This is a genomic window from Brevundimonas sp. (genome assembly GCF_029946145.1).
GTDB lineage: Bacteria > Pseudomonadota > Alphaproteobacteria > Caulobacterales > Caulobacteraceae > Brevundimonas.
Genome location: NZ_JAQSDY010000026.1, coordinates 78,193 through 102,917 on the forward strand (window position 1 = coordinate 78,193; position 24,725 = coordinate 102,917).

The 24,725-nt window shown below is 67.2% G+C and carries 33 protein-coding genes, 2 tRNA genes and 1 other RNA gene; 14 read left to right on the forward strand and 22 right to left on the reverse strand.

The genetic code is table 11. The features are described from left to right. Positions 1–10 precede the first annotated feature (10 nt). Positions 11–2,347, reverse strand: coding sequence for an ATP-dependent helicase (locus tag PSV23_RS11675; RefSeq protein WP_300469128.1), 2,337 nt, complete (start codon positions 2,345–2,347; stop codon positions 11–13). Positions 2,348–2,465: 118 nt separating this feature from the next. Here PSV23_RS11675 and PSV23_RS11680 point away from each other — a divergent pair, with 118 nt between their 5' ends. Next, a complete protein-coding gene (locus tag PSV23_RS11680; RefSeq protein WP_300469130.1) occupies positions 2,466–2,660 on the forward strand; it encodes a hypothetical protein in 195 nt (64 codons plus the stop codon). Positions 2,661–2,663: 3 nt separating this feature from the next. Continuing rightward, positions 2,664–2,996: a hypothetical protein gene (locus PSV23_RS11685; protein ID WP_300469132.1), complete on the forward strand. Its 333-nt coding sequence runs from the start codon at positions 2,664–2,666 to the stop codon at positions 2,994–2,996. Positions 2,997–2,999: 3 nt separating this feature from the next. On the opposite strand, the gene PSV23_RS11690 is transcribed toward PSV23_RS11685, so the two are convergent. The 4 genes from PSV23_RS11690 to PSV23_RS11705 are packed head-to-tail and all read right to left on the reverse strand — an operon-like array spanning position 3,000 to position 5,557. Next, positions 3,000–3,716 (reverse strand): SIMPL domain-containing protein, encoded by a 717-nt coding sequence (locus PSV23_RS11690; protein WP_300469135.1) that lies wholly within the window; start codon positions 3,714–3,716, stop codon positions 3,000–3,002. Positions 3,717–3,759: 43 nt separating this feature from the next. Then, positions 3,760–3,996, reverse strand: a complete 237-nt coding sequence (locus tag PSV23_RS11695) for a ribbon-helix-helix domain-containing protein (RefSeq protein WP_300469137.1) — start codon at positions 3,994–3,996, stop codon at positions 3,760–3,762. Further along, positions 3,996–4,493, reverse strand: coding sequence for an isoprenylcysteine carboxyl methyltransferase family protein (locus PSV23_RS11700; protein WP_300469139.1), 498 nt, complete (start codon positions 4,491–4,493; stop codon positions 3,996–3,998). The genes PSV23_RS11695 and PSV23_RS11700 overlap by 1 nt, the downstream gene beginning before the upstream one ends. Beyond that, the gene (locus PSV23_RS11705; protein WP_300469141.1) at positions 4,490–5,557 is read right to left on the reverse strand and encodes a type III polyketide synthase; all 1,068 of its coding nucleotides are present in this window, start codon (positions 5,555–5,557) and stop codon (positions 4,490–4,492) included. The genes PSV23_RS11700 and PSV23_RS11705 overlap by 4 nt, the downstream gene beginning before the upstream one ends. A gap of 107 nt (positions 5,558–5,664) precedes the next feature. Between PSV23_RS11705 and PSV23_RS11710 the strand changes: the two genes are divergently transcribed. Both PSV23_RS11710 and PSV23_RS11715 read left to right on the forward strand, forming a co-directional pair. Further along, positions 5,665–6,420 carry a Coq4 family protein gene (locus PSV23_RS11710; protein ID WP_300469144.1) on the forward strand — a complete coding sequence of 252 codons (756 nt, stop codon included), beginning with the start codon at positions 5,665–5,667 and terminating at the stop codon, positions 6,418–6,420. A 90-nt stretch (positions 6,421–6,510) separates the two neighbouring features. Further along, complete coding sequence (locus PSV23_RS11715; protein WP_300469146.1) at positions 6,511–7,449, forward strand: DMT family transporter; 939 nt, start codon at positions 6,511–6,513, stop codon at positions 7,447–7,449. Here the strand turns inward: PSV23_RS11715 and PSV23_RS11720 are convergent. Together PSV23_RS11720 and PSV23_RS11725 are read right to left on the reverse strand one after the other, a co-directional pair. After that, the gene (locus tag PSV23_RS11720; RefSeq protein WP_300469148.1) at positions 7,446–7,598 is read right to left on the reverse strand and encodes a hypothetical protein; all 153 of its coding nucleotides are present in this window, start codon (positions 7,596–7,598) and stop codon (positions 7,446–7,448) included. The two genes, PSV23_RS11715 and PSV23_RS11720, sit on opposite strands and share 4 nt — an antisense overlap. A gap of 3 nt (positions 7,599–7,601) precedes the next feature. After that, positions 7,602–7,778: a DUF4169 family protein gene (locus PSV23_RS11725; RefSeq protein WP_300469150.1), complete on the reverse strand. Its 177-nt coding sequence runs from the start codon at positions 7,776–7,778 to the stop codon at positions 7,602–7,604. Positions 7,779–7,852: 74 nt separating this feature from the next. Between PSV23_RS11725 and PSV23_RS11730 the strand changes: the two genes are divergently transcribed. The 3 genes from PSV23_RS11730 (at position 7,853) to PSV23_RS11740 (ending at position 9,092) form a co-directional block, all read left to right on the forward strand. Then, a complete protein-coding gene (locus PSV23_RS11730) occupies positions 7,853–8,086 on the forward strand; it encodes a DUF2171 domain-containing protein (protein ID WP_300469152.1) in 234 nt (77 codons plus the stop codon). Between the two features lie 103 nt (positions 8,087–8,189). Continuing rightward, entirely contained in the window at positions 8,190–8,591 is a 402-nt protein-coding gene (locus PSV23_RS11735) for a YccF domain-containing protein (protein WP_300469154.1), read from the forward strand. Positions 8,592–8,669: 78 nt separating this feature from the next. Then, positions 8,670–9,092: a hypothetical protein gene (locus PSV23_RS11740; RefSeq protein WP_300469155.1), complete on the forward strand. Its 423-nt coding sequence runs from the start codon at positions 8,670–8,672 to the stop codon at positions 9,090–9,092. Between the two features lie 84 nt (positions 9,093–9,176). On the opposite strand, the gene fumC is transcribed toward PSV23_RS11740, so the two are convergent. Next, positions 9,177–10,565 (reverse strand): class II fumarate hydratase, encoded by a 1,389-nt coding sequence (gene fumC / locus PSV23_RS11745; RefSeq protein WP_300469158.1) that lies wholly within the window; start codon positions 10,563–10,565, stop codon positions 9,177–9,179. 92 nt (positions 10,566–10,657) lie between these two features. On the opposite strand from fumC, the gene PSV23_RS11750 reads away from it, so the two are divergent. After that, positions 10,658–11,020 carry a RusA family crossover junction endodeoxyribonuclease gene (locus PSV23_RS11750; protein ID WP_300469160.1) on the forward strand — a complete coding sequence of 121 codons (363 nt, stop codon included), beginning with the start codon at positions 10,658–10,660 and terminating at the stop codon, positions 11,018–11,020. Here PSV23_RS11750 and PSV23_RS11755 read toward each other — a convergent pair. From PSV23_RS11755 to miaA, 5 genes are all read right to left on the reverse strand, one after another. After that, complete coding sequence (locus PSV23_RS11755; RefSeq protein ID WP_300469162.1) at positions 10,983–11,765, reverse strand: C13 family peptidase; 783 nt, start codon at positions 11,763–11,765, stop codon at positions 10,983–10,985. The two genes, PSV23_RS11750 and PSV23_RS11755, sit on opposite strands and share 38 nt — an antisense overlap. Before the next feature lie 60 nt (positions 11,766–11,825). Next, positions 11,826–12,317 (reverse strand): SspB family protein, encoded by a 492-nt coding sequence (locus PSV23_RS11760; protein WP_300469163.1) that lies wholly within the window; start codon positions 12,315–12,317, stop codon positions 11,826–11,828. A 117-nt stretch (positions 12,318–12,434) separates the two neighbouring features. After that, positions 12,435–12,800, reverse strand: a transfer-messenger RNA (tmRNA) gene (gene ssrA / locus PSV23_RS11765). Between the two features lie 21 nt (positions 12,801–12,821). Next, positions 12,822–13,415, reverse strand: coding sequence for a hypothetical protein (locus PSV23_RS11770; RefSeq protein WP_300469166.1), 594 nt, complete (start codon positions 13,413–13,415; stop codon positions 12,822–12,824). A gap of 110 nt (positions 13,416–13,525) precedes the next feature. After that, the gene (gene miaA, locus PSV23_RS11775) at positions 13,526–14,428 is read right to left on the reverse strand and encodes a tRNA (adenosine(37)-N6)-dimethylallyltransferase MiaA (protein ID WP_300469168.1); all 903 of its coding nucleotides are present in this window, start codon (positions 14,426–14,428) and stop codon (positions 13,526–13,528) included. Positions 14,429–14,500: 72 nt separating this feature from the next. Here miaA and PSV23_RS11780 point away from each other — a divergent pair, with 72 nt between their 5' ends. From PSV23_RS11780 to PSV23_RS11790, 3 genes are all read left to right on the forward strand, one after another. After that, entirely contained in the window at positions 14,501–15,565 is a 1,065-nt protein-coding gene (locus PSV23_RS11780; RefSeq protein WP_300469170.1) for an Mrp/NBP35 family ATP-binding protein, read from the forward strand. Positions 15,566–15,628: 63 nt separating this feature from the next. Continuing rightward, positions 15,629–16,726, forward strand: a complete 1,098-nt coding sequence (locus tag PSV23_RS11785; protein ID WP_300469172.1) for an NADH:flavin oxidoreductase — start codon at positions 15,629–15,631, stop codon at positions 16,724–16,726. A 67-nt stretch (positions 16,727–16,793) separates the two neighbouring features. Beyond that, positions 16,794–17,549 carry a sterol desaturase family protein gene (locus PSV23_RS11790; protein ID WP_300469173.1) on the forward strand — a complete coding sequence of 252 codons (756 nt, stop codon included), beginning with the start codon at positions 16,794–16,796 and terminating at the stop codon, positions 17,547–17,549. Here PSV23_RS11790 and PSV23_RS11795 read toward each other — a convergent pair. From PSV23_RS11795 to PSV23_RS11825, 7 genes are all read right to left on the reverse strand, one after another. Beyond that, a complete protein-coding gene (locus tag PSV23_RS11795) occupies positions 17,513–17,836 on the reverse strand; it encodes a YbjQ family protein (RefSeq protein ID WP_300469175.1) in 324 nt (107 codons plus the stop codon). The two genes, PSV23_RS11790 and PSV23_RS11795, sit on opposite strands and share 37 nt — an antisense overlap. A gap of 18 nt (positions 17,837–17,854) precedes the next feature. Beyond that, entirely contained in the window at positions 17,855–18,370 is a 516-nt protein-coding gene (locus tag PSV23_RS11800) for a dihydrofolate reductase (RefSeq protein WP_300469176.1), read from the reverse strand. Further along, positions 18,370–18,675 (reverse strand): phosphoribosyl-ATP pyrophosphohydrolase, encoded by a 306-nt coding sequence (locus tag PSV23_RS11805; protein ID WP_300469178.1) that lies wholly within the window; start codon positions 18,673–18,675, stop codon positions 18,370–18,372. Before PSV23_RS11805 ends, PSV23_RS11800 begins: the two co-directional genes overlap by 1 nt. Continuing rightward, positions 18,672–19,526, reverse strand: a complete 855-nt coding sequence (locus tag PSV23_RS11810; RefSeq protein ID WP_300469179.1) for a nucleotide-binding protein — start codon at positions 19,524–19,526, stop codon at positions 18,672–18,674. Before PSV23_RS11810 ends, PSV23_RS11805 begins: the two co-directional genes overlap by 4 nt. After that, entirely contained in the window at positions 19,523–20,380 is an 858-nt protein-coding gene (locus tag PSV23_RS11815; protein WP_300469180.1) for a thymidylate synthase, read from the reverse strand. The genes PSV23_RS11810 and PSV23_RS11815 overlap by 4 nt, the downstream gene beginning before the upstream one ends. Positions 20,381–20,478: 98 nt before the next feature. Beyond that, on the reverse strand, positions 20,479–21,345 hold the full coding sequence (locus PSV23_RS11820) for a hypothetical protein (protein WP_300469181.1): 867 nt from the start codon (positions 21,343–21,345) through the stop codon (positions 20,479–20,481). 67 nt (positions 21,346–21,412) lie between these two features. After that, positions 21,413–21,961, reverse strand: a complete 549-nt coding sequence (locus PSV23_RS11825; RefSeq protein WP_300469182.1) for a DUF924 family protein — start codon at positions 21,959–21,961, stop codon at positions 21,413–21,415. On the opposite strand from PSV23_RS11825, the gene ilvC reads away from it, so the two are divergent. Then, complete coding sequence (ilvC, locus tag PSV23_RS11830) at positions 21,960–22,976, forward strand: ketol-acid reductoisomerase (RefSeq protein ID WP_300469183.1); 1,017 nt, start codon at positions 21,960–21,962, stop codon at positions 22,974–22,976. The genes PSV23_RS11825 and ilvC overlap by 2 nt on opposite strands. Positions 22,977–23,027: 51 nt before the next feature. Here the strand turns inward: ilvC and PSV23_RS11835 are convergent. Continuing rightward, positions 23,028–23,104 (reverse strand) — tRNA-Pro (locus PSV23_RS11835). 156 nt (positions 23,105–23,260) lie between these two features. Here PSV23_RS11835 and PSV23_RS11840 point away from each other — a divergent pair. After that, positions 23,261–23,334 (forward strand) — tRNA-Gln (locus tag PSV23_RS11840). Between the two features lie 189 nt (positions 23,335–23,523). Here the strand turns inward: PSV23_RS11840 and PSV23_RS11845 are convergent. Then, positions 23,524–24,126, reverse strand: coding sequence for a sensor histidine kinase (locus PSV23_RS11845; RefSeq protein WP_300469184.1), 603 nt, complete (start codon positions 24,124–24,126; stop codon positions 23,524–23,526). Positions 24,127–24,278: 152 nt separating this feature from the next. Between PSV23_RS11845 and PSV23_RS11850 the strand changes: the two genes are divergently transcribed. Continuing rightward, a complete protein-coding gene (locus PSV23_RS11850; protein ID WP_300469185.1) occupies positions 24,279–24,707 on the forward strand; it encodes a response regulator in 429 nt (142 codons plus the stop codon). Positions 24,708–24,725 lie beyond the last annotated feature (18 nt).

The following is a 24,725-nucleotide window of genomic DNA, read 5'->3' on the forward strand; positions in this document are numbered from 1 at the left end:
AGCTTTCTTTTCAGGCCTTCTCCACGAAGCTGTCGATCACCTTCTTCTCCCCGGCCCTTTCGAACTCCACCAGCAGCTTGTTGCCCTCGATGCCGGTGATCAGGCCGTAGCCGAACTTCTGGTGAAACACGCGTTCGCCCTTCGACCAGTCGCCGCCGGCTTTCGGATCGGCCGTGGCCACCAGCCGTCCGTCGCCCTCGATCAGCGTATGCCGCGCCGTCCGCGCCGCCGGGATCTTCGCCGCAGTGAACGACTGGGCCCGCTTCCAGCCAGGCGAGGAATAGCCGCTGCCGAAGGTCGGCATGTCGTCCCAGCGGCTCTTGGCGTCCTTCATGCCCGGGGTGACGCCATAGTAGCCGGTGTCGCTCTCGGCCTCGACGTGGGCCATGGGCAGTTCGTCGACGAAGCGGCTGGGTAGCTGCGAGGTCCAGCGGCCGTAGACCAGCCGGTTGGCCGCGAACGAAATCCGCGCGTCGGACTTGGCCCGGGTCACGCCGACATAGGCGAGGCGGCGTTCCTCCTCGAGGCCCTTTTCGCCCTTTTCGTCGATGCTGCGCTGGCTGGGGAAGACGCCTTCCTCCCAGCCCGGCAGGAAGACCAGCGGGAACTCCAGCCCCTTGGCGCCGTGCAGGGTCATGATCTGCACCGCGTCGTCCGAACCGCCGCGGTCCAGGTCCATGACCAGCGAGACGTGCTCCAGATAGGCGGGCAGGGTCTCGAACGACTGCATGGATTGCGTCAGCTCCTTGAGGTTATCCAGCCGTGTCTGGCCGGTGGCCCGGTCGGCCTTCTGCATGTCGGTGTAGCCGCTCTCCTCCAGAACGGCCTCGGTCAGCTCCCAATGGGTGGTGGTCTGGGCCAGCGTTCGCCAGCGGTCGATGTCGCGGACGAAGTTGGACAGGGCGGTCCGCGTCCGCGCCTGGAGCTCGTCGGAGACGATCAGGTCGCGCACCGCGCTCATCGCGGACACGCCCGACAGCCGCGCGATCTGCAGCACCTTCTGCACCGAGGTGTCGCCGATGCCGCGCTTGGGCACATTGACGATCCGCTCGAAGGCCAGGTCGTCGTCCTCGGACAGGATCAGCCGCAGATAGGCGTGGGCGTCGCGGATCTCGGCCCGTTCGAAGAAGCGCGGCCCGCCGATGACCTTGTAGGGCACGGCCAGCAGCACGAACCGTTCCTCGAAGGCCCGCATCTGGAACGAGGCCCGGACCAGCACGGCCATGTCGCTGTAGGCCACGCCCTCGCGGCGCGCCGTCTCGATCTCGTCGGCGATCAGCCGGGCCTCGGCCTCGCCGTCCCAGACGCCGCGCACCCGGACCTTGTCGCCGCTGAGATCCTCGGTCCACAGGGTCTTGCCGAGCCGGTCGCGGTTGGCGGCGATCAGGCCGGATGCGGCGCCAAGAATGTGCTGCGTTGAGCGATAGTTGCGCTCCAGTCTTACGACCTTGGCTCCGGGAAAGTCGCGCTCGAAGCGCAGGATGTTGTCCACCTCGGCGCCCCGCCAGCCATAGATCGACTGGTCGTCGTCTCCGACGCAGCAGACGTTCCCCGTCGACGACGTCAGCAGCCGCAGCCACAGATACTGGGCGACATTGGTGTCCTGGTATTCGTCGACCAGGATGTAGCGGAACCGCCGCCGATATTCCTCCGCGATATCCGCGTGCTTCGACAATATGGTCAGGTTGTGCAGCAGAAGGTCGCCGAAGTCGCAGGCGTTCAGACTGACCAGCCGCGCCTGATAGGCGGCGTACAGGGCGTGGCCCTTGCCGTTGGCGAAATCCTCGGATGGCGGCAGCTTGTCAGGCGTCCAGCCACGGTTCTTCCAGTGATCGATCAGGCCGCTCAACGACCGCGGTGTCCACCGTTTGGTGTCCAGGTTGGCGGCCTCGAGCAGCTGTTTGCAGACCCTCTCCTGATCGTCGGTGTCGAGGATGGTGAAGGTCGACTTCAGCCCCACCAGTTCGGCATGCCGGCGCAGGATCTGTGCGGCGACGCTGTGGAAGGTGCCCAGCCAGCGCAGGCCCTCGGCCGACGGGCCGATCAGATGGGTGATCCGCTCGCGCATCTCGCGCGCGGCCTTGTTGGTGAAGGTGACGGCCAGCAGTTCCCACGGTCGCGCTCGCCCTGTGGCCAGGATGTGCGCCAGCCGCGTGGTCAGGACCCGCGTCTTTCCCGTGCCCGCGCCGGCCAGAACCAGCACCGGTCCATCGACGGTTTCCACCGCCTCGCGCTGTTCGGGGTTCAGGCCCGCCAGATAGTCGGCCGCCGCCGGCTCGGCGCCGTTGGGGCCGCGCGAACGGGCAAGGTCAGAGATACGCGGGGCAGGGGCGTCAGGCAGACTCATCGGCGGAACATAAGGTGCACGAAGCCATATGTCAGCGGCGGTGTGCGCAGGACCTCGCGGAACCGTGAAGCGTGGCCGTCGTTTCGGCTGCATCAGCAATCCGGGAAGGGACCCATCCATGGTCGAGAACACCAACAATACCAGCGGCGGCGGCAACACCGGCCTCGCCTTCATCGTGGGCGGCATCGTCGTCGTCCTGGCCATCGTGGCCTATTTCGTCTTCGCCCGCGGCGGCGCGCCCGAGACCAAGGACGTGAACGTCGACGTCAATCTGCCCGAGGTCTCGGCCCCGGCCGTTCCCGGCACGAACTGACCGATGACAGATCCGAACATTCCCCCGCCCGTCGATCCGACCCCGCGGACCGAGGTTCATCACACCACCATCAACAACCCGCCCGCACGCAGCGGCGGGGGCGGCGGCAGCTGGATCGGTCTGCTGGTGGGCGGCCTGGTCGTGGTGGTGCTCATCATCGCCTTTGTTGTCTTCTCGCAAGGCGGGATGAGCCCAGGCAAGGACACCAATGTCGACATCGACGTCGATCTTCCACGTCCCACAATGCCTGACGCCCCGAAGATGCCGGACCTGCCGGACGTTCCGTCTGTCGAGCCCCCGAGCGTTCCGGGCCCGGAGCCCGTGGCGGAAAACTGATCGTCAGCGCAGGCGATAGCTGATGGTGGTCACGACCCGGATCTTCTTGTCCGGGGACTGGCTTTCATCGCCGATCTCGTCGCGCGCCAGGATTTCAAATGAGCCCTGCGTGGCCTGACGGATCGGACCGAGCGGCGCGCCCGAATCCTGGGCGAACCGCTCGGCGCCGGTGCGGGCGGCGGCGGTGGCCTCGGCGATCATCGCCGGGCGGACGCTGTTCAGCCTGGTGAAGACGTAGGTAGGGCCGTTGAAGTCCTGCAACACCACGCCCTGACGCACCAGGTCGTTGAGGGCGCGGGTCGTGGCCTGCACCCGGTCGACATCCGTCGTCCGGACGATGACGGTCTGGGCCAGGATGAAGCGGGGGCCGCCGGTCTGGTTGGCGTATTCGCGGGACCGCGTATCGGATACCTCCAGGCGTCCGAGCGACACGGCGTTGGCCGGATAACCCTGGGCGGTCAGGAAGGTCCGCACGATGGACAGGTCGCCGTCCACCCGCGCCTGAACCTCGGACAGGACGTCGCCGGAGGCGGTGAACCGCACCGGCAGAATGGCCAGATCGGCCTTCACATTCCGCTCGGCCAGCCCCCGGACGCTGACCGACCGGTCGCCGACCCGGGCGTTGACGATCCCCTGTCCGATCAGGGCGCCGCCGCCCAGCATGCCCAGCGCGAGCAGGCCGCCGACGATCGCGGCGGGGATCAGTTTTTCATTGGCCATGACGACGCCTCCAAGCCTGAGGATGCGCCAACCTCGGCCGCTGTCAATCGGCGGACTCCGGTTCGGCGAAAGATCGGTCGCCGCCCGCCCAGTCGAGCGCCAGCAGGCGGCAGGCCGAGGCGAGGGGGGTGCGTCCCCGCCGTTCGTCGATCCGCTTCATCAGCCCGGCCTGCGACAGGCCAGCCGCCGCCGCGACCTCGTCCAGCACAGCCCAGAACGCCGGTTCCAGCGCCACCGAGGTCGCGTGGCCGGACAGGGAGACGGAGCGTTTTTTCAGCATCAGCTGCGGCGGTCCTGCAGGGCGCGATCCTCGATGCGGATACGCCACGCGACAAGTAGCGCGTTGGCCACGCTCCAGACCAGCGCGATCCAGACCTGGCCGAAGGCGAGCGGCAGAACGAGGATTTCCAGCGAGGCGACGACGTAGTTGGGGTGGCGGATGATACGGTAGGGGCCGCGCGCTTCCAGCGGCGCGCCGGGCAGGGTGATGATCCGCGTGGTCCAGAACCGCCCCAGCGTGGAAATGACCCACAGTCGGCCAAACTGAAGCGCGAAATAGAACGCCAGCCACCACAGGTTCGGGATCGTCGTCCACGGCGTTACGATGGCGATCGCGGCCAGCCAGCTGGCGTGCAGGATGACGAAGAGGGGGTAGTGGGCGGCTCCGACCTCGACCGCGCCCTCGGCCAGCAGACGCTTCGTGTTGCGGTCCGCCAGCCAAAGCTCCCACAGCCGCTGCGCCGCGACGAGGCCGAGCACCAGCCACAGCCACATCATGTGGACACCAGCATCAAGCCCGCGGTGAAGCCGGGCCCCAGGGTGGTCAGCAGCAGGGGGCCTTTCACGCCGTCGTCCAGCATGGCCTTGAGCACGAACAGAACCGTGGCGGCGCTCATGTTGCCGTGCTCGCGCAGGACGGCGCGGGTGTGGGTCAGCGCGCCGTTGGAAAGGTCGAAACAGGCTTCGAGCGCATCGATGACCTTGGCGCCGCCCGGATGGCAGACGAAGCCGCCGATGTCCGCGGGCGTCAGGCCCTGGCCGGCCAGGAAGTCCATCGCCACGGGCCGGAAATCGTTCTGGACCAGGGTCGGGATGTCGCGGCTGAACACGACCTTGAGCCCGTCGTCGGCCACGTCCCAGCCCATGACGTCCAGACTGTCAGGCCAGGTGTGTTCGCGGCTGGCGCCCAGGGCGGGACCGGCGGCGTCCTCGCGGCAGCTGATCACGGCCGCCGCGCCGCCGTCGCCGAACAGGGCGGTGGCGACCAGATTGCTCTTGGACCGGTCCTGCGCCCGGAACGTCAGGGCGCACAGTTCGACGACCAGCAGCAGGACCCGCTCATCCGGCCGCGCCCGCGCCAGATCGGCCGCGCGCGCCAGTCCGACGACCCCGCCCGCGCAGCCCAGGCCGAAGATCGGCAGCCGCCGCACATCCGGACGGAATGGCATGACCTGCATCAGGCGGGCGTCCAGCGCCGGCGTCGCGATGCCCGTGGTGCAGACCACCACGATGGCGTCGATGTCCCGGGCCTCGAGCCCGGCCTGATCCAGCGCCTTGCCGGCGGCCTCGGCCAGCACCTTGACCGCATTCACGAGGAACAGGTCGTTGCGTTCGGAAAAGCTGTGCGGCTTCAGATACCATTCGATCGGGACGCAGGAGTGCCGCGTCTCGATCAGGGCGTTGCGATAGATGGGGGCCAGCCGTTCGAACCCGCCGTGGGTTGTTGCGAACATTTCGGCTCCGTTGGCGGCGACGTCTTCCTGGCGCAGTTCATGGGGCGGCCAGGCCACGGCGAGGGACTGGAGCCGGGCGACGGGCGCCGTTGAAGCAGGAGCATTCATGAAGGCGCGGCTTTCAAACAATGTTATCATCGTTAACCTAAGGTGCGCGCCGACGTTCCAACCAGACGCGCACTTCGCTACACTGCCCGCCGCACCCGGATCCCGCCATGACCCTGACCGCCGACGCCGACGACTTCCGCAAGATCCGTCCGCAGGGGCTGCGTCCGCTGACGGCCCTTCGCGCCTTCCGGCGCCTGATCCGCGACAAGGAGGACACCGTCCAGGTGTTCCGCATCATGCAGGCGCTCAGCGGCCGGTCGGTCTCGCGCGGCTATCAGAGGATGCTGTCGACCATGGAGGGCGGCCGCCAGGCCTTCCTGCGCGAGGAACTGGCGCACAAGCTCGATGATCCCGTCTGGCTGGCGCGGTTCGAGTCCGGCTCCGTCGGGGCGCACTACCGCGCCTTCCGCGAGGCGCGCGGCTTTACGGCCGACGGCCTGGCCGAGGTCGAGCGCGAGGTCGTGCCCTTCATCGACGCTCCTCATCCGATCGTCTGGTATTCCCGCCGCCTGCGCGACATCCACGACATCTGGCACGTCCTGACCGGCTACGGGACCGACGCCCTGGGCGAGGCCTGCGTGGTTTCCTTCTCCTATGGCCAGACCAGGAACCTCGGCTTCGCCTTCATCGGCTGGGGCGCGGCGCGGGAAATCCAGCGCGAAGCCCGGTCCGTGCCCGCGCGCCGGGCCGTCTGGCAGGCCTGGCGCAACGGCAGGGCCGCGCGCTGGCTGCCCGGGCTCGACTACGAGGCCCTGTTCGAACAGCCGCTGGATCAGGTCAGGACCCGCCTGGGCATCCGACCGGCCACGGTCTATCAGGCCGTCCCCGCGGACGTCCGCGCGGGGCTGAAACTGCGCGGCTGACCGGCGACATCCGGACGCCATAAGCTTCCCTTATGCCGACCGACGACAACCCCGCTTGTATGGTTTCAAGGCGCGGTTCATGTGCGGAGAATGTCCTCCCCGGCTGAAGCCACGCCCGTCGCTCGCGTCCCCATGTCCCGCGCCACGCTTCTCGGCGTCGCCGGCGTGATCATCTGCGCCATGATCTGGGGCACCACCTGGTACGCCATCACCCTGCAGTTGGGGACGGTGCCGCCGCTGGCGTCCATCGTCTGGCGCTTCGGCCTGGCCTCGGCGATCCTGTTTCTCGGTTGCCTGATCGCGCGCCAGAATCTGCGTCTCACCCGCGCCCAGCATCTGGCCGCCCTGGGGCAGGGCGTCTTCGCCTTCTCGATTAGCTATAGCTTCACCTACGCCAGCGAGGGTCATGTGGCCTCGGCCATCGTGGCGGTCACCTTCGCCTCTCTGACCTTCCTCAACCTGGTGCTGTTCCGCCTCGCCGCCGGGCAGAAGGCGGCCGCCGCCTCATGGGGCGGAGCCATCCTCGGTCTGTTCGGCGTGGCGGTGTTGTCGGGCGGAGAGGTGCTCAGCGCGGGCTTCGACCGCCGGGCGGCGCTGGGCGTCGGCCTCGCCCTGATCGCCACCACGGCCTCGGCGTTCGGCAATTTCTTCGCCTGGCGGGGCCAGACCCGCGGCTCGGCGGCCATTCCCTCGACCGCATGGGCCATGGCCTACGGGACGGGCCTGCTGGCCCTCTATGGCCTGATGACAGGGGTCGAGTTCAGCATCGACCCGACCTTCACCTACGTAGGTTCGCTGTTCTATCTGTCCATCTTCGGCTCGGTGATCGCCTTCAGTCTTTATTTCACCATCGCCCGCACCATCGGCTACGCCATGGCCAGCTATATCTCGGCACTGACGCCGCCGATCGCCATGCTGGTGTCCGTGCTGTTCGAGGGCGCCCACTTCGGCTGGACGGCGCTGGCGGGGCTGTTGCTGGTCCTGTCGGGCCAGGCGCTGCTGATCCGCGCGCCAAAGGTCTCGAGCTAGCGGAACCAGCCGCGCTTCGGCTTCTTCGGGGCCGCGGCCTTCTTCGCTGTTTCCGCCGCCCGCCGTTCGCGCTCGGCCTTGACCCGCATGGCGACCAGAACAGGTATCAGGCCATGCCGTATGCGGGGGTCCTGACGAGGGTCTGCCATGGCTCAGTCCTCCAGTTTCGATCCGTCCAGCAGCCGCTGAATTCGGTCGCGTTCCTTGTCGGCCGCCGTGCGGTCCGCCTTCGAACGCCCATGGCTGGCGCGGTTCGCGGTGGAGGCGGCCCTGGCCTCGGCCTTCGCGCGGTCCTTGCGCGCCTTGTTCAGATTGACGACCTCGCCCATGCCGGTCTCCACGGATGCAACCCGACCGTCGATCGGGCGATTATTCCCGACACCGAAACCCGTCAGGAACTCACATGGTAGACCCGTCTCAAATCCGCGAACACCTCGAAGTCGTCGGCTCGGACGGAGAGCATGTCGGCCGGGTCGACCATGTCCTCGGCGACCAGATCGAACTGGCCAGGCTGGATCTCGCCGACGGTTTCAAACATCACATGATTCCGGTCAGCTGGGTCGATCACGTCGGCGAGCACGTGCATCTGAACGTTACCCGGGACGAGGCGAGGGCCCGCTGGACCGGGAAGCACTGACCTCCCGAGCTTACCGCGAATTCACAAACGCCCCGCTGATATGGGCGGCGTCTTCGCTTATCTGGGAGATGGCGTCCGTCGGGGCGCGTGGGAGACGACCGCCTTGATTCGCCTGATCCTGAACATCCTGTGGTTCGTCTTCGGCGGCTGGCTTTCCGGCCTGCTGTGGCTGCTGGGCGGCGCGATCCTGGCGCTGACGGTCGTCGGCCTGCCGTGGACCTTCGCCGCCTGGCGCATCGCCAGCTATTCCTTCTGGCCCTTCGGTCGCGAGGTGGTGTGGCGTGACGAGTTTTCCGGCCGCGAAGACCTCGGCACGGGCTGCCTCGGCGTCGGGCTGAACGTGATCTGGTTCGTCTTCGCCGGCTGGTACATCGCCCTGTCGCACCTGATCATCGCCGTGGCCGAGTTCATTTCCATCATAGGCATCCCGTTCGCGCTGAAGGATCTGGAGCTGGCCAAGCTGGCCCTCGCGCCGATTGGCCGCACGATCCGCGACAAGCCCTGATCTCGCCGCCAGCCTCGACGGCAGAGTCGTGGCCGGTTATGGCTGGCGGACAGCAGCTTTGCTGTGGGGGATTTCAAGATGATCAAACACCTGGTTCTGGCCGCCGCCGCGGCTACGCTGCTGGCCGCCTGCGGTTCCGGCGATGACGCCGCCGCGCCCGCGCCCACTGCGGCTGCACCTGCCGCCGCCGCGCCAGCCGCCGGCGAACCCGCCGCGGAACCAGCCGCCGGCGTGGCCGAGGTCAAGTTCAGCCTCAAGAACGCCACCAGCTTCACCCTGACCCACCTCTATATGTCGCCGGCCGCCAGCAATGACTGGGACAACGACATCCTGGGCGACCAGGTCGTGGGCGCTGGCGAGACCGCCGAGGTCTCGATCGATGATGGGGTCGAAAGCTGCATGTACGACCTCCGCGCCGATTTCGAAGACGGCGACGCCATCGACGTCCGCGGCGTGGATGTCTGCAAGATCGAAGGCACGACGGTCACGATCTCGGAATAATCTCCGGGTCTGAATGACGAAGGGCCGCGCCGGACACCCGGCGCGGCCCTTTTCAATCGGCGCTTCCACTCGACGGTGGCCGTTTCACCCCGGCGAGATCATCTTCTCGGGCCGCACCGCCTCGTCGAACTCGGCGTCGGTCAGGTATCCGCCGCCGACAGCCTCCTCGCGCAGGGTGGTGCCGTTCCTGTGCGCGGTCTTGGCGATCTTCGCGCAGGCGTCGTAACCCAGTTTTCCGTTCAGGGCGGTGACCAGCATCAGCGAATTATCGAGGCCGCGCTTGATGTTGTCCTCGCGTGGCTCGATGCCGACGACGCAGTTGTCGGTGAAGCTGATCGCCGCATCGGCCATCAGGCGGACGGACTGCAGGAAGTTGTAGGCCATCACCGGGTTGAAGACGTTCAGCTCGAAATGACCCTGCGAGCCGGCGAACGTCACGGCCGCGTGGTTGCCGAACACCTGGACGCAAACCTGCGTCAGGGCCTCGCTCTGGGTCGGATTGACCTTGCCCGGCATGATCGACGAACCGGGCTCGTTCTCCGGCAGGGCCAGTTCGCCGAGGCCCGAACGCGGGCCCGAGCCGAGGAAGCGGATGTCGTTCGCGATCTTGAACAGCGACGCGGCGACGGTGTTGATCGCGCCGTGGCTGAAGACCATGGCGTCATGCGCGGCCAGGGCCTCGAACTTGTTGGGCGCCGTGACGAAGGGCAGGCCGGTGATGGCGGCGATCCGCTCGGCCACCTGTTCGGCGAAGCCGACGGGGGCGTTCAATCCGGTGCCGACGGCGGTGCCGCCCTGGGCCAGCTCCATCAGTTTCGGCAGGGTCAGTTCGATACGCTCGATCCCGTTGGCGACCTGTTGCGCATAACCGCCGAACTCCTGGCCCAGCGTCAACGGTGTGGCGTCCTGGGTATGCGTCCGGCCGATCTTGATGATGTGGGCCCAGGCCTTCGCCTTGGCGTCCAGCGCCGCGTGCAGATGCTTCAGCGCCGGCAGCAGGTCGTTGACGACCTGTTCGGCGCAGGCCACGTGCATGGCCGTGGGGAAGGTGTCGTTAGACGACTGGCTCATATTGACGTGGTCATTGGGGTGGACCGGCTTCTTGGAGCCCATCTCCCCACCCAGCATCTCGATGGCGCGGTTCGAGATCACCTCGTTGGCGTTCATGTTCGACTGGGTGCCCGAACCGGTCTGCCAGACCACCAGAGGGAAATGGTCGTTCAGCTTGCCGGCGATGACCTCGTCGGCCGCCTTGACGATGGTGTTCCCGAGGACCGGGTCCAGCTTGCCCAGCGCCATGTTGGTCTCGGCCGCGGCCCGCTTGACGATGCCGAGTGCCCGCACGATCGGCAGGGGCTGCTTCTCCCAGCCGATTTTGAAATTGCCCAACGACCGCTGCGCCTGGGCGCCCCAGTAGCGGTCCGAGGCGACCTCGATGGGGCCGAAGGTGTCTGTTTCGGTGCGGTTCTTCATGGTCGGCGCGGCTCTTCGGACGTGGCGGGAGGGTGCGCGGCGGTGTAGCACGGAGCCGCGCGCGAACAAGGCGCTGGGGCGAGGACCGCTGAATGACCGCAGGCTGGATCGGCATCGGAAAGGTCCGCGCCCGCGAGGTCGGCGACGCCGTCGAAATCACCATCGACGGCCTGACCACCCAGGCCAAATACTACAAGCCGCTGGTCTATGAGTTCATGCGCAAGGAGTGGTCGTCACGCCCCTCATATGGCGACTACACGGTCGAGATCCTGATGGAACACGTTGGCGATCCGCCATGGCTGGACCTGGACAATCTGGCCAAGGCCCTGCTGGACGCCATCAAGGGCTATCTGTTCCACGACGACGCCCAGGTCGCCCGCCTGCTGGTCGAACGCCGCGAGGGCGAGCGCGAGCGGATCACGATCCGGGTCTTCCCGCGGCCGTCGGTCGGTTGAACCGCAGCGTCGGCAGCCGCAACTGCATGTCGGGGCCGACGAACAGCTGGGGTTCGGAGGGCAGGACCACCGCATGCTCCTGTTCCTTGCGCGCTACGCAGGATCGTGCGCCAGCCGCGAGGGCGAGGAAGTCCGTCGCCGTCGGCAGGGCTTCGAGAACGCAGCCGTCGAACCACGGCCAGGTCTCGTCCGCGCCGCACCCGAACGAGGTGCGCTCGCGGCTGGCGGCGGTCAGCACCATCCGGTTCGGCGCCGACAGGGCGTTGACGAAGATGCCCGAATAGCAGGCCGAAACGATCACCACGGTCGGTCGCGCCCCGCAGGCCCGGCGGACGATGTTGACCATCATGTCGGGCGTCATGGGCGCGGCGTCGCCGAACACCATGGCTGTCGGGACGCCGTGCGAAGTGAAATACAGCAGGCAGCCGGCGCTCCCCCGCCCCGCCGCCTCGTACAGGCCGGTCAACACAGTCTCGGCCGTCGCGGGATCGGGAGCGTCGGGCCTCAGACTGTAGTCCACCATGGTGGCGCGCGGAAAGCCGGCGTCGAGGAAGCCCTTCACCAGATCGCGGCGCGCATTGTCGAAGGCCTGGATCGGTCGGCCCCGCCCGTCGCGCCAGTCGGCGGCGATGATGGCGGATGTCCAGCCCTCGAAACGGCTCGGCTGGCTACGAGCGGTCTGGCCCAAGGCAGGCGATGCGAGGGCGATCCACGCCGCCAGTACGATGACAAACGCCCGTCCCATGACCGCTTCCCCGGTTCCGAACAGATCGAGGTTAGCCGACGCGGCGGGAAGGGGAAGGGCCTACTTCTTCCGGAACTGGTCCAGGGACACGACCTTCGGGCCGTCGTCGCCCGTATCGACGGGATCGGTTCGGGCCGGTTCGGTCGCGGCGACCTCCGCGGCGATCTCTTCCACCGTCGCGGGCGCCTCGAACTGCAGCAGGAATTGCACCGACGGGTCGTAGAAACGGGTCACGGCCGTATAGGGCATGGCCAGAACCTTGGGCATGCCGCCGAACTTCAGCATGACCGAGAATTTCGTCGGCTCGACCTTCAGGTCCCAGTACTGATGCTGCAGCACGACCGTCATCTCGTCCGGATATTTGGCCATGACGTCGGGCGGCACGCTGACGCCGGGCGCCCGCGTCTTGAAGGTGACGTAGAAATGGTGCGCGCCGGGAATGCCCGCGGGCAGGGCGGCCCGTTCCAGCGCCGAGCGGATGACGCCGCGCAGGGCGTCCTGCGCCAGCTGCTCGTAGTGCATCTCGTCGACTGGAGGAGTTTCGTCGGCCATGGGTCGCCTCGATGGTTCGCGCGACTGATAGCTGTGCCTGACGGCGGGCGAAAGATGGCGACGTGGTGAAAACGCCGGGATTCTGCTGGCGGCGCACAGCTGGATGTCGAGGGAAGGTGCCAGGGGTTCTGTTGGCGGGCCCCCTGGCGGCCCCGCCCCGGGAACTGATCCCCGAGGACTTAAGTGTTCGAAATCACCCGAACCGCTTACGCGGCGAGAGCGACTTCTCCAGCGAAGTTATCGTTCGCAGTTAGAAAATGGCCCGATACGGTGGGCCAGGACGGGCGAAAGCAGTCTTCTTTACACGTCCGTCGATGCTAGTCGGCCCCATGCTCGCTCCGCCGATAACGCGGGGAAGGAATGGTGGAGCCGCCGGGAATCGCACCCGGGTCCGGTCCGCTTATTACAAGCGCGTTTATCGCCATATCCGGAGCAAGCCCCGGCAGGACCAATATAGGGTCTCCCGTGTCCGCTTCCAAGGTCCGAAGTGGGGTGCGTCGGATGTCAGTCCTCGCGGTCCTCGCGCAGCGCCCGGCGCGACGCTTCCAGCGCCTCGCGATAGCCCTCGCCGTCGCCGAAATCGCCGAACCCGGAATAGCGGCCGTGTGCGCCCATCAGCCGGCGTGTGTGCTTGATCGGGCACCAGTACTGTTCAGTACGCGCCGAGACTTCGCGGACATAGGCGATGACGCCGTTCACATACGAGCAGTAGGCGCAGTTCAACTTCTCGATCGCGTTCAGATATGGCAGGCCCGTCCGGTCCAAGATCATGTAACGGCCTCTCGGGACCTGCGGAATGCCGTAAACGCGGAAGCAGACCGCCTGGTAGATCGACACCCACAGATCGGCCACCGCGAACGGCAGGATCAGCGAATAGATCACCGGGGCGGTCACCACATACAGCACCGGCGCGCCCAGAATGTATTTCATCAGGTGGACGCGGCGATCCTCGAGACGGCGCACAGCCTCTTCCTCGAACCGGGCCCGGCCGTGCTCCAGCCCGAAGCGGAAGCCCGATCGCTGCCGCGAGAATTCGGCCGCAAGGTCATGCTCCAGCGCGCGGATCTGCTCGATGAGGGAATCGACCCGGTTCGTCATGCGCGCTCTCGATGTTCGCGCGCGCAACGGATCGGTCCGGGGCGACGTCACGCTGGCGGATGCGACCGCCGCACCCCCGCTCCTGCATAGCATCCGCCGGGACCGGCGTCTCAGGGCTCGGGCGCGTGGACGTCACCCGGGCCCCGATGCCGTTCCCATCCGGGCGTCTGGTTCCTGAACCAGGTCAGTTGCCTTTTGGCGTAGTTGCGCGTCGCCTGCCGCGTCGCCTCGAGCGCCTGCTCCAGCGAAGAGTCCCCCGCCAGATAACGCGCGAACTCGCGCACCCCGACCGCCTTCATCGCCGGCAGGTCGGGCGCCAGCCCCCGCGCGACCAGGGCCCGGACCTCCTCCAGCGCGCCGCCTTCGACCATCTGCGCCACGCGGGCGTCGCAGCGGGCGTACAGCGCCTCGCGTTCAGGCTCGACCACCAGCCCGGTCCAGGAGCCCGGCGCCAGCAGGGGAGCGGTGTCCGCCGTCCAGTCGCTGAGCGAACGGCCGGTGTGCGCGGCCACGGCCCAGGCCCGGGTCAGCCGCTGCCGGTCGCCGGCCTCGATCCGCCCCGCCGCCGCCACGTCCACCTCCGCCAGACGGCGGCGGAAGCCGGCCTCGCCCTCGGCGTCGAACATCGCGCCGGCCCCATCCCGGACCTTGAGCGGAATCTCCGGAATATTCGCCAACCCTTTGGTCAAAGACGTAAAATATAGTCCGGTGCCTCCCACCAGCAGGACCGGCCGGGCCTGATCCGTCTGCTCGGCCAGGATCGGCAGCACCGTCCGGCTCCATCGTCCGACCGACCAGGCGTCGGCCGCATCGGCCACGCCGTACAGCCTGTGATCGGCCCGCGCCTCATCCTCCGCCGAGGGCCGCGCGCTCAGTACGCTCAGATCCGCATAGAGCTGCTGGCTGTCCGCGTTGACGATCAGCGCTCCCGTGCGCCCGGCCAGCTCCAGAGCCAGCCGTGACTTTCCCGAGGCGGTCGGGCCGGCGATCAGGATGATGAGGGGTCGGGACAAAATGCGCGCTCGCGGGCAGGGGTCTCCGGCGATAGAACGCAGGCCTCGCCCCCGCAACCCGGACCGACCCCCTTGCCCGACCGCGCCGCCGTACTCGCCGCCCTCGACGCCATCCTCGATCCGAAGACCGGGCAGGGGCTGATCGCCGCCGGCCTGGTGCAGGGATTGACGGTCACGGACGACCGGGCCGGCTTTGTCATGGAGGTTCCGACCGCCGACGCCGCCCTTTACGCCCCGGTGCGCGACGCCGCCGAGGCCGCGCTGAAGGCCTTGCCGGGCATGGCGCGCGTCTCCGTGGTGCTGTCGGCCGAGGCGATCACGTCCCCGAAACGCCGGGCCTCCCTGTCGCCCCAGGCCGTTGACCAGACACGTCCCAGGGCTCCCGTCGCCACGGATCGGCCCGCCCACGTCCGCCGCGTCCTCGCCATCGCCAGCGGCAAGGGCGGGGTCGGCAAGTCCACCGTGGCGGTCAATCTCGCCGCCGCCTTCGCCGCGCGCGGCCTGTCCGTGGGCCTGCTGGACGCCGACGTCCATGGCCCGTCCCTGCCGACCATGCTGGGCATGTCCGGCCAGCCGGAATACCGCGACGGCCGCATCCAGCCCCATGTCGTCCACGGCCTGAAGGCCATGTCGGTGGGCCTGCTGACCAAGGCGGACGACGCCATGATCTGGCGCGGCCCCATGGCCTCCCAGGCCCTGACCCAGATGTTGACCCAGACGGCCTGGGGCACGGAGGAGGCGCCGCTGGACATCCTCGTCGTCGATCTGCCGCCCGGCACCGGCGACGTGCAGCTGACCCTGATCCAGAAGACCCCGCTGGACGGCGCTGTCATCGTCTCCACGCCGCAGGAAGTCGCCCTCGCCGACGCCCGCCGCGGCCACCGGCTGTTCGAGAAGGTCGGCGTCCCGACCCTCGGCCTGATCGAAAACATGACCGGCCCGGTGTTCGGCGAAGGTGGGGCGAAGGCCGAGGCCGCGCGTCTGTCCATCCCCTTCCTCGGTGGCCTGCCTCTGGACGCCGCCTTCCGCGAGGGCGGCGACGCCGGTGTTCCGGCGGTTCTTGTCCCCACGAACGGCGACCTGGCCGCCCGCTTCGACGGCATGGCAAAGGCCCTCGCGGAAAAACTGGGCCTCTGAGGGTTTCCAAACGAAACTGTAATCGCCACCTTGTCGGTTCCAGTAACGCCCCCGAGAGAGCCCATGAGCGTCGAAGCCCTGTTCCGCCCCTTCGAGGTCAAGTCCCTGAAGATGCCTAACCGCATCGTCATGGCCCCCATGACCCGCTCCTTCTCTCCGGGCGGCATCCCGACCAGCGACGTCGCCGGCTACTATCGCCGCCGGGCCGAGGGCGGAGTCGGCTTGATCATCACCGAGGGCACGGTCGTCGAACGGCCCGCCGCCCGCAACGACGCCGCCGTCCCCGTCTTCTACGGCGAGGCCCTGCCGGCCTGGAAGAAGGTGGTCGAGGAAGTCCACGCCGCCGGCGGCCTGATCGCGCCCCAGCTCTGGCACGTCGGTTCGGCGCGCGGGCAGGGGGCTAACTGGGCGCCGTTGGGCAAGGTCGATAGCCCCTCGGGCATGACCAGCCCCGGCAAGCGCGGTCTCGAGCCGATGACCGACGAGGACATCGCCGACACCATCGCCGCCTTCGGCCGCTCGGCCCGCGCCACCCGCGAGCTCGGCTTCGACGCCGTCGAGATCCACGGCGCCCACGGCTATCTGATCGACCAGTTCTTCTGGTCCGGCCTCAACGACCGCGCCGACAAATGGGGCGGCGGGACCATCGCCGATCGCGCCCGTTTCGGGGCCGAGGTGGTCAAGGCCGTGCGCGAGGGCGTCGGCCCGGACATGGCCCTGATCCTGCGCCTGTCGCAGTGGAAGTCGCACGACTTCGCCGCGAAGAACGCCCATGACCCGGCCGAACTGGAACAGTGGCTGACGCCCCTGGTCGAGGCCGGCGTCGACGTCTTCCACTGCTCCCAGCGCCGCTTCTGGGAGCCCGAGTTCGAGGGCTCGGACCTCAATTTCGCCGGCTGGACCAAGAAGGTCACCGGCCTGCCGACCATCACCGTCGGTTCGGTCGGCCTGGACGGCGAGTTCATCGCGGCCTTCGGCGGCGCGGGTTCGAAACCGGCCTCGCTGGACGGCCTTATCGCCCGGCTCGAGAAGGACGAGTTCGACCTCGTCGCCGTTGGCCGCGCCCTGCTGGCCGATCCGCACTGGGTCGAAAAGGTCCGCGCCGGCCGTCTGGACGAACTGAAGGACTTCGAACGCTCGGCCATGATGACCCTCAGCTAGGGGACCGGGGCAGGGGCGTGGCGTTTGAACCCTCGCCCCCCGACCCTCGCCCCCCTATCCTGCCGCCATGTCCGGCCTCGCCCTCACCACCCTGTGGCTCAGCGCCATCATCGGCGCCCGTTATCTGCTGATCGCGGGCGCCGTCTGGTGGATGCAGTGGGGCCGCGAGGCCGGCGTCGGCCGGCGGCTGAACCGCGACCGTCCGTCCCGCCGCCTGATGCTGCGAGAGATCCGCTATTCCCTGGTCTCCACCCCGATCTACGCCTTTCCCGCCGCCCTCGCGCTTGAGGCGTGGAAGGCCGGCGGCACGCGGCTGTATCTTGACCCCGCCCTGTACGGCTGGTGGTGGCTGCCGGTCAGCTTCGTCGGGCTGCTGCTGATCCAGGACGCCCACTACTACTGGACGCACCGGCTTCTGCATCACCCGCGGCTGTTTCCCGTCGCCCACGCCGGCCATCACCGCAGCCGCGAGCCAAGCCCCTTCGCCAGCTTCGCCTTCGACCCCGTCGAGGCCGTCGCCACGGCCTGGCTGCTGCCGCTGCTGGTCTTCCTGATCCCGGTCAACATCTGGGTCGTCGTCGCCCTGCTGACGGTCATGACCGCCGCCGCCGTCATGAATCATTGCGGCTGGGAGATGTGGCCGGACCGCTGGGTGCGCTCAGGCCCCGGCGCCCAGCTGATCACCGCGACGCATCACAGCCGTCACCACACCCATATGAGGACCAACTACGGCCTGTATTTCCGCCTCTGGGACCGGCTGTGCGGAACCGACGCCATGCCGGAGTCTCAGGCCTCGGGCTCGATCACCACGGCGGTGCCATAGGCCAGCACCTCGGTGATCCCCGGCATGATCTCATTGGCGTCGTAACGCATGGCCAGGATGGCGTTGGCGCCCATCTCCCGCGCGTGGGCGACCAGTTCGTCATAGGCTTCCTGACGCGCCGTCTCGGCCAGTTTGACATAGACGCCGATCCGGCCGCCGAAGACCGACTGCACCCCGCCGACCATGTCGCTGATGGCGTTGCGCGACCGCACGGTGATGCCGCGCACCACGCCGAGGGTCTTCACGACCCGATGCCCGGGCGCGTCATTGGTGGTCACGATCAGCATGGCTGGCTCCTGGCTGTTTCAGCGCCGCTCCAGCACGCGGAAGACGAAGGCGTGATCGTCCTTCTCGCCGGCCGGATGCGCCTCCGACGATACCTCCACAAAGGCCGCCTCGTCGAACGGCGGGAAGACGGCGTCGCCCTCCGCTTCGGCCTCGACCTCGGTGACATACAGCCGTTTCGCCCGGGGCAGGGCCTTTTCGAACAGGGCGGTGCCGCCGATGACGCAGATTTCCTCGACGCTGTCGTCCTCGGCCTGCTCCCGCGCGATCTCGATCGCCTCGTCCAGCGTCGTGCAGACCAGGGCGCCGCGCGCCGAAAACGACTCGTCCTTCGACAGCACAATGTTCAACCGTCCGGGCAGGGGCTTCAGCGGCAGGCTCTCCCACGTCCGCCGTCCCATGATGCAGGGTTTGCCGAGGGTGATGGCCTTGAACCGCTGCAGATCGCTGCGCAGCCGCCACGGCAGGTCGCCGTCACGTCCGATCACCCCGTTGCGGGCGCGGGCGACGACCAGGACCAGTTTCGCGATCGCCATCAGCGGGGCTCCAGCCAGTGAAGCCATTTGCGCTGCATGGCCTGTTCAAGATCGATCCCCGCCCGGTCGCAATAGATCAGCAGCATCCCCAGCACATCCGCCGCCTCGTCGCCCAGCTTGCCGGCGTCGGCGGCGCCCCGCGCCCGGCCGCTCATGCGCAGATGCTCGGCGGTCAGTTCGCCCAGCTCCTCCTGCACCTTCAGCAGGGCCCAGTCGGCGGAGCGTTCGATGCCGTGCTCGGCGGCGTAGATGTCGGAGATGCGCAGGACGTCGGCGGTTAGGTCGGAGAGATTGAGCGAGGTCACGTCGGCTTCCGCCATCTCAGATATAGTTCGGAGATGCGGGGCGAGGGTGTCCAGAAGTCATCCACATGATTAGGCGGCGCCAGAAGGGTCGCGAGATTTGGCCAGGTGAAATCGACGGCTTCACCAAAAACAGTCCGCGTTTCCTGTTCCGGTAGCTTTCCGTCAAGGACAGCCGCAGCCAAGCTCTCCAGAAAGGCGAATATTCGTCTCATGGCCGGGCGCAGTGCAATCATATCCTCGTCGTATGAATCGAACGGCACGGATTTCAGAGATTCGCGGACCGGCTTCAACGGACCGTCCCACATGTCGATATAGGCCTGCAGTTCCGCGCTGTCGGAAGGAGCCGCCACCACGGGGGCCGCTCGACGAGCGACTTCCTCGGCGATTCCCGGATCAACTGAGATTGCCCGGATCTGACGCCTGATCTGGTTTGCGGCGGGCCCGAGGGCGGCGATCAGGTTGCCGTCCTTCCTTGCAGCCAGGTAGTTCAATGGCGCCATCCCGATCAGATCGGTGGGAAGATGCATCTCTGAACCGAACGGTTGAACAATGAAGCACCGGTCCGGAGACAGCGCGCCTACGAAAAGGCCAAGCTCAAAGACAACATTATCTCGCGGCGCAGCGACGGCCTCGCCCCGCAGTTGAAGGATGTCGTCCGCAGTGAAAACGAAAGCGGCGAGATCGGACGCGCGGCTGCGGACAAACAGATCGCTCAGCGCCGTGCGGCTCGGTTTGAAGACATCCTGCGTCCAGACCGTCGGCTCGCAGTCAAAAGACAGCAGTTCCTGAAGCGCATAGGCGACATCAAGCCCTTCGACAGAGGAGCCGATAAAGAGCGCAGCGTCCTTCAACGAGACACTTTTGCCGGGATGTGCGGCCAGGGATCATAATCGACGATGCGTACGTCCTCGAGCCTGTGAGAAAACAGGTCTGGGCGATCAGTCAGTTCGAGCTTGGGAAACGACCGAGGCGTTCGCATGATCTGCAACCGCGATTGCTCAATGTGGTCCAGGTAGATGTGGGCGTCACCGACGCTCCAGATGAATTCCCCTACCGAAAGGCCAACCTGGCGAGCGATCATATGGGTCAGCAGCGCATAGCTGGCGATATTGAACGGCACCCCAAGAAAGACGTCGGCCGACCGCTGGTACAGCTGGCAGCTCAGTCTGCCGTCGGCGACGAAGAACTGGAACAGGCAGTGGCACGGCGGCAGGGCCATGTCGTCGACGTCCGCCGGGTTCCAGGCGCTGACGATATGCCGGCGGCTGTTGGGATTGGTCTTCAGCCCCTCGACCAGCTTCGTGATCTGGTCGATCACCCGGCCGTCGGGCGCCGCCCACGACCGCCACTGCTTGCCGTAGACCGGCCCCAGCTCGCCCTCGGCGTCGGCCCATTCGTTCCAGATGCTGACGCCGTTGTCCTTGAGCCAGCCGATATTGGTCTCGCCCCGCAGGAACCACAGCAGTTCGACGATGATCGACCGCAGGTGCAGCTTCTTGGTGGTCAGGACCGGGAAGCCCTTGGCCAGGTCGAACCGCATCTGCCGCCCGAACACGCCCAGGGTCCCCGTGCCCGTCCGGTCGTCACGCTGCGACCCGTTGTCGAGAATGTCGCGCAGCAGATTCAGATACTGCCACTCCGGATGATCGGCCGCGACGGCCCCGGTGCGAGCCTGCAGTTCGGCGAGGGTGGCGACGGCGTTCATTGGGGAACGTTGACTCACTAAGTGATTCGCGACCTCCAATTTCTGTCGGACCCGGCGATCAAGTTGTGAGTTGTCTGGCGATGATCGCCGTGCGGCAGTCAGGGCTTGGATGGATCGAGAAGCCGCCCCTCAACGGTCCGGGTGGAAGTCGAGCGCTCGACCACTCCCTCCGCGTCCGTTGTCGTCAGAGTGGTAACCGTCGTCCGCCGGACAACGCGACCACCGGCGTCCGTGGTGAAGGTGGTGGTGATTTCGCCCGTGACGTCATCGGCCGCCCTGGCCTGAAGCGCGTCATCGAGCGTCTTCGGCTCGCCCATGATCTCCGCGACGACCACGTCCGACTCCGCGCGCTCCCGGCGCACGAATTCGGGGTTGATCGGCGTCTCCGCAACGAAAGCGGAGCCTCCGGCATCGGCGGGTCTCATTCGCAGCAACACGGGCCCTAAGCCGCCCCGTTCAGCGTACGACGCGCCGTCGCGGAGGTCGCCAATGCGCAGGTCAAATGGTGCGAGCGTTCCGATCACGGAGTGTGGGTCGCACTCGATCTTGAAGGCGTTCCAAGTGAATATCCAATGTCCGCATGCCTCGCGAGGCATGCCTCCGGCAACCAGCCAGGCGTCGATCCGCGTCTCCAGCTCCGCCGCGTTGAGCAGATGCAGGGAGCCGTCCGGCGACTTCAGCACCCGCGCCGGCCACTGCCAGTCCCCCGCGCGGTCCTCGGCCGTGGCCTCGGGAGGCAGATCGAACTCCAGCTCCACACCATCGTCGCGCACGGCGACGACGCGCTCGACCAGCAATCCTCCTGACTGGCTCGACCCAGAAGAGCCGTCGTCGGTTGACGACTCGGTCGTATTCTTCAGGCGGAGTTCATAGACGTCGCCAACATGGTCCTGGACTGCAGGCTGCGCCCGGGCGTCGCCAGCGCAAATCAGGACGGTGACCGCGAGAGTCAGAAAACGCAGCATGGGAGGCTCCCGATCGGTCGCGAAGCCGCCACCCTAGCCTCCTCGAATCGTGACGGAAAGGCGTGCGTCATCCTCTGAATCCGTCCGCGTCCAGAAACGCCTGCTCCTCCGGCGTCGTCTCGCGCCCCAGCGCCCGGTTCCGGTGCGGGAACCGCCCGAACCTCGCGATGACCTTGTGATGATGCTCGGCCCAGCGGTCGTCGGCGGGCCGCTCCATGGCCTGAAACAGCGCCAGCTGGCGGTCCTGCAGCGCCAGATCCTCGGCGTGCTGGAGCGGCAGGTAGAAGAACCGCCGCAGGTCGTTCTCGACCGCGTGATCCTGCCGCTCGTCCAGGGCCATGATCGCGAAATGGCGCGCCAGCGGGTCGGTGGCGAAGGCGTGCCCCGTGTGGCGGAAGACGTTCCGCGGAAACTGGTCCAGCAGGATCAGCAGGGCCAGCGATCCCTCCGGCGTTTCCGCCCAGTGATCCAGCTCGCGCCGGGCGGCCATGAAATGCGCCTTCTCGAACCGCTGCCGGAACAGGGAGTCGAAGGCGTCCTCCTTGGCGAACCACTTCGAGGGTCCGGCCTCTTTCCAGAAGCCGACGACATCGGAAGGCGTTATCTGTGTGCTCATGACCGATCAGATAGCGACGCCGCTCCCCGTATTCCATGACCGCGACTGCGACCTGTCGATCATCCGCGGCAAGCGCGTCGCCGTCATTGGCTATGGCAGCCAGGGCCGGACCCATGCGCTGAACCTGCGCGACTCGGGCGTGGGCGACATCGTCGTCGGTCTGAAGGCCGGTTCGGCCACCCGTGCGAAAGCCGTTGCCGACGGCTTCCCGGTCCTGACCGCCGGAGAGGCCGCGGCCGGCGCCGACGTGGTGGCCGTCATGGTCTCGGACGAGGCCCACCGTGATCTGTGGCGCGACGAACTGGCGCCGGCGATGAGGCCCGGCGCCGCCCTGATCTTCGCCCACGGCCTGTCGGTGCGGTTCGGCCTGGTCAAGCCGCGCGCTGATGTCGACGTCATCCTCGCCTCGCCCAAGGGCATCGGGCCGCGCATCCGCGACCTCTATGAAGAAGGGCAGGGGGTGTTCTGCCTCTTCGGCGTGCATCAGGACGCCTCGGGCGGGGCGCATGCCCTCGGCCTGTCCTATGCAGCGGCGCTCGGATGCGGCCGCAAGGGCATTCTCGAAACCACTTTCGCGGCCGAATGCGAGAGCGACCTGTTCGGCGAGCAGGTCGTGCTGTGCGGGGGCGTGGGCGAACTGATCGACGCCGCCTTCATGAAGCTGGTCAACGCCGGCTATCCGCCCGAGGTGGCCTGGTTCGAGTGCTTCTACGAGGTCAAGCTGGTCACCGACCTGATGTTCGAGCGCGGTATCGCCGGCGCCTTCGCCAAGATCTCCAACACGGCCGAGTACGGGGCCTATCTGACCGGGCCGCGCATCATCGGCGAGCCGTCGCGCGCGGCGATGGACGATGTCCTGACCGAGGTCCGCGACGGATCGTTCGTCAGGCGGCTGATGGCTGACTATGACGCGGGTTCGCCCGACCTGCTCGCGCACCGCAAGGCGCTTGGGGAACGCACGATCGAGACCGTGGGCGCGCATCTGAATGCGGTGGCGACGAAGGCGGGGGATTGAGGGGGGAAACCTCGGGGCCCCGAAGGGCTGTCTCTTCTTTCCGGAGAAAGATGGTCGGAGTGAGAGGATTCGAACCTCCGACCCCTGCGTCCCGAACGCAGTGCTCTACCAGGCTGAGCCACACTCCGACTTGAGGAGGGGGCTTATAGCCATGGGTTTTCACCCCCGCAAGCATCGTTTCGCGGTCCATGAAAATAGTCTCCAAACCGGTTCTTGCATCGCCCGCGGCCTTCGCGTATCTCGACCGCCTTCCGGAGCTTCAGCCCCGGATGCGCCGGACCTGCTGGGGAATGGTGTAATGGTAACACTCCGGTTTTTGGTACCGTCATTCAAGGTTCGAGTCCTTGTTCCCCAGCCATCCGCTCCTCCTGACATCGTGAAGCCTGCGTCCAAAACTGACGCAGGCGCATGCCAGTATCCCCCGTCGATGGATGGGGAGGTTTTGTGGACGCTTCGCACGCGGTGCACCCTGTGCACGCTCTTTACTCAACGGACGGAGTGGACTCTACGGACTCTACGGACGGTGTTTTTTCAGTCCGGCCTGAGGTTAGTGCGTCGCGGTCGTCTCGAGCGGCAGGCGAATCCGCACGCCCACGCCGGCGCCCGGCGCGGTTTCGATGCTCATCGACCCGCCGAGGTGTTCGACCAGTCCCTGAACCAGCGACAGGCCTTCACCCGGCGTCAGCGCCTCAGCGCCGATCCCCGAATCGCGGACGACCAGGCTGACGCCGCCAACCGCGCGCGAGAAGGCGACCGCGATCGACCCGCGACGGTCATCCAGAAAGGCGTGCCGGCAGGCGTTGGAGATCAATTCGTGGGTGATGATGGCCAGCGGCAGCAGGTGGCTGTCGGGCAGCAGCGCCGCCTGGCCGCGCACCTCGATTCGCACGGGCCGGCCCTCGCAGGCCCGGCTCCAGAAGGTCGCGACATCATCCAGATAGCCGGCGAAGTCCAGCGGACCTCTCGCGGTCATGCGCCGGCTGATCAGCTCCATCGCCGCCGTCACGTCGCTTAGCCAGGCCAGATGACGGACGCTTTCAGGATCGACGACGCTACGCAGGCGAATGCCGACTAGCGTTTGAAGAAGCTGATAGCCGCCCAGAAAACGTCGTTGAAGCTCGACGAGGCTGTCCTCGGCTATCGCGGCCATTTGGCCTCCCCGGCGTTGAAAAACACCGGATTTTCCTAGCCGAACCGAACCAATTAGCCAATGGCGCGTTCGACTGTCCGCTAACGGACACAATAGTGTAGGGTCCGCGCGCGTGGGGGTGTTGAGTGTCGAATCCGCCGGATCTTCGGGTCATGATCGTAGAAGACCAGGCCCTGCTCGCGATGGAGCTGGAGCTGGTGCTTGGCGAATCCGGTTGCGACGTCGTGGGCTGCGCCATGGACAAGGCCGGCGCCTTCGCCATCGCCGAACGCGAGCGGCCCGATCTGGCCCTGATCGACGTCAATCTGCTGGACGGTCTGACGGGGCCGCAGATCGCCCAACGCATGGTCAGCGAGTTCGGCTGCGCCGTGGTCTTCCTCACCGCCAACCCCGAACAGATTCCTGACGGTTTCGCCGGCGCCCTGGGGGCAGTGTCCAAGCCGTTCGACGAGGCCACCATCCGGGCGGTCGTGGTTTTTGCCCGCCAGTTCATCCAGCACCGGACCCTCGGCGAGGCGCCCCGTCGGTTCCGTCTGGCGCCCTGGCTGACGACGCCGCCGGCGGACATCGCGCCGCACTGACCCTGACGGCCGGCGCAG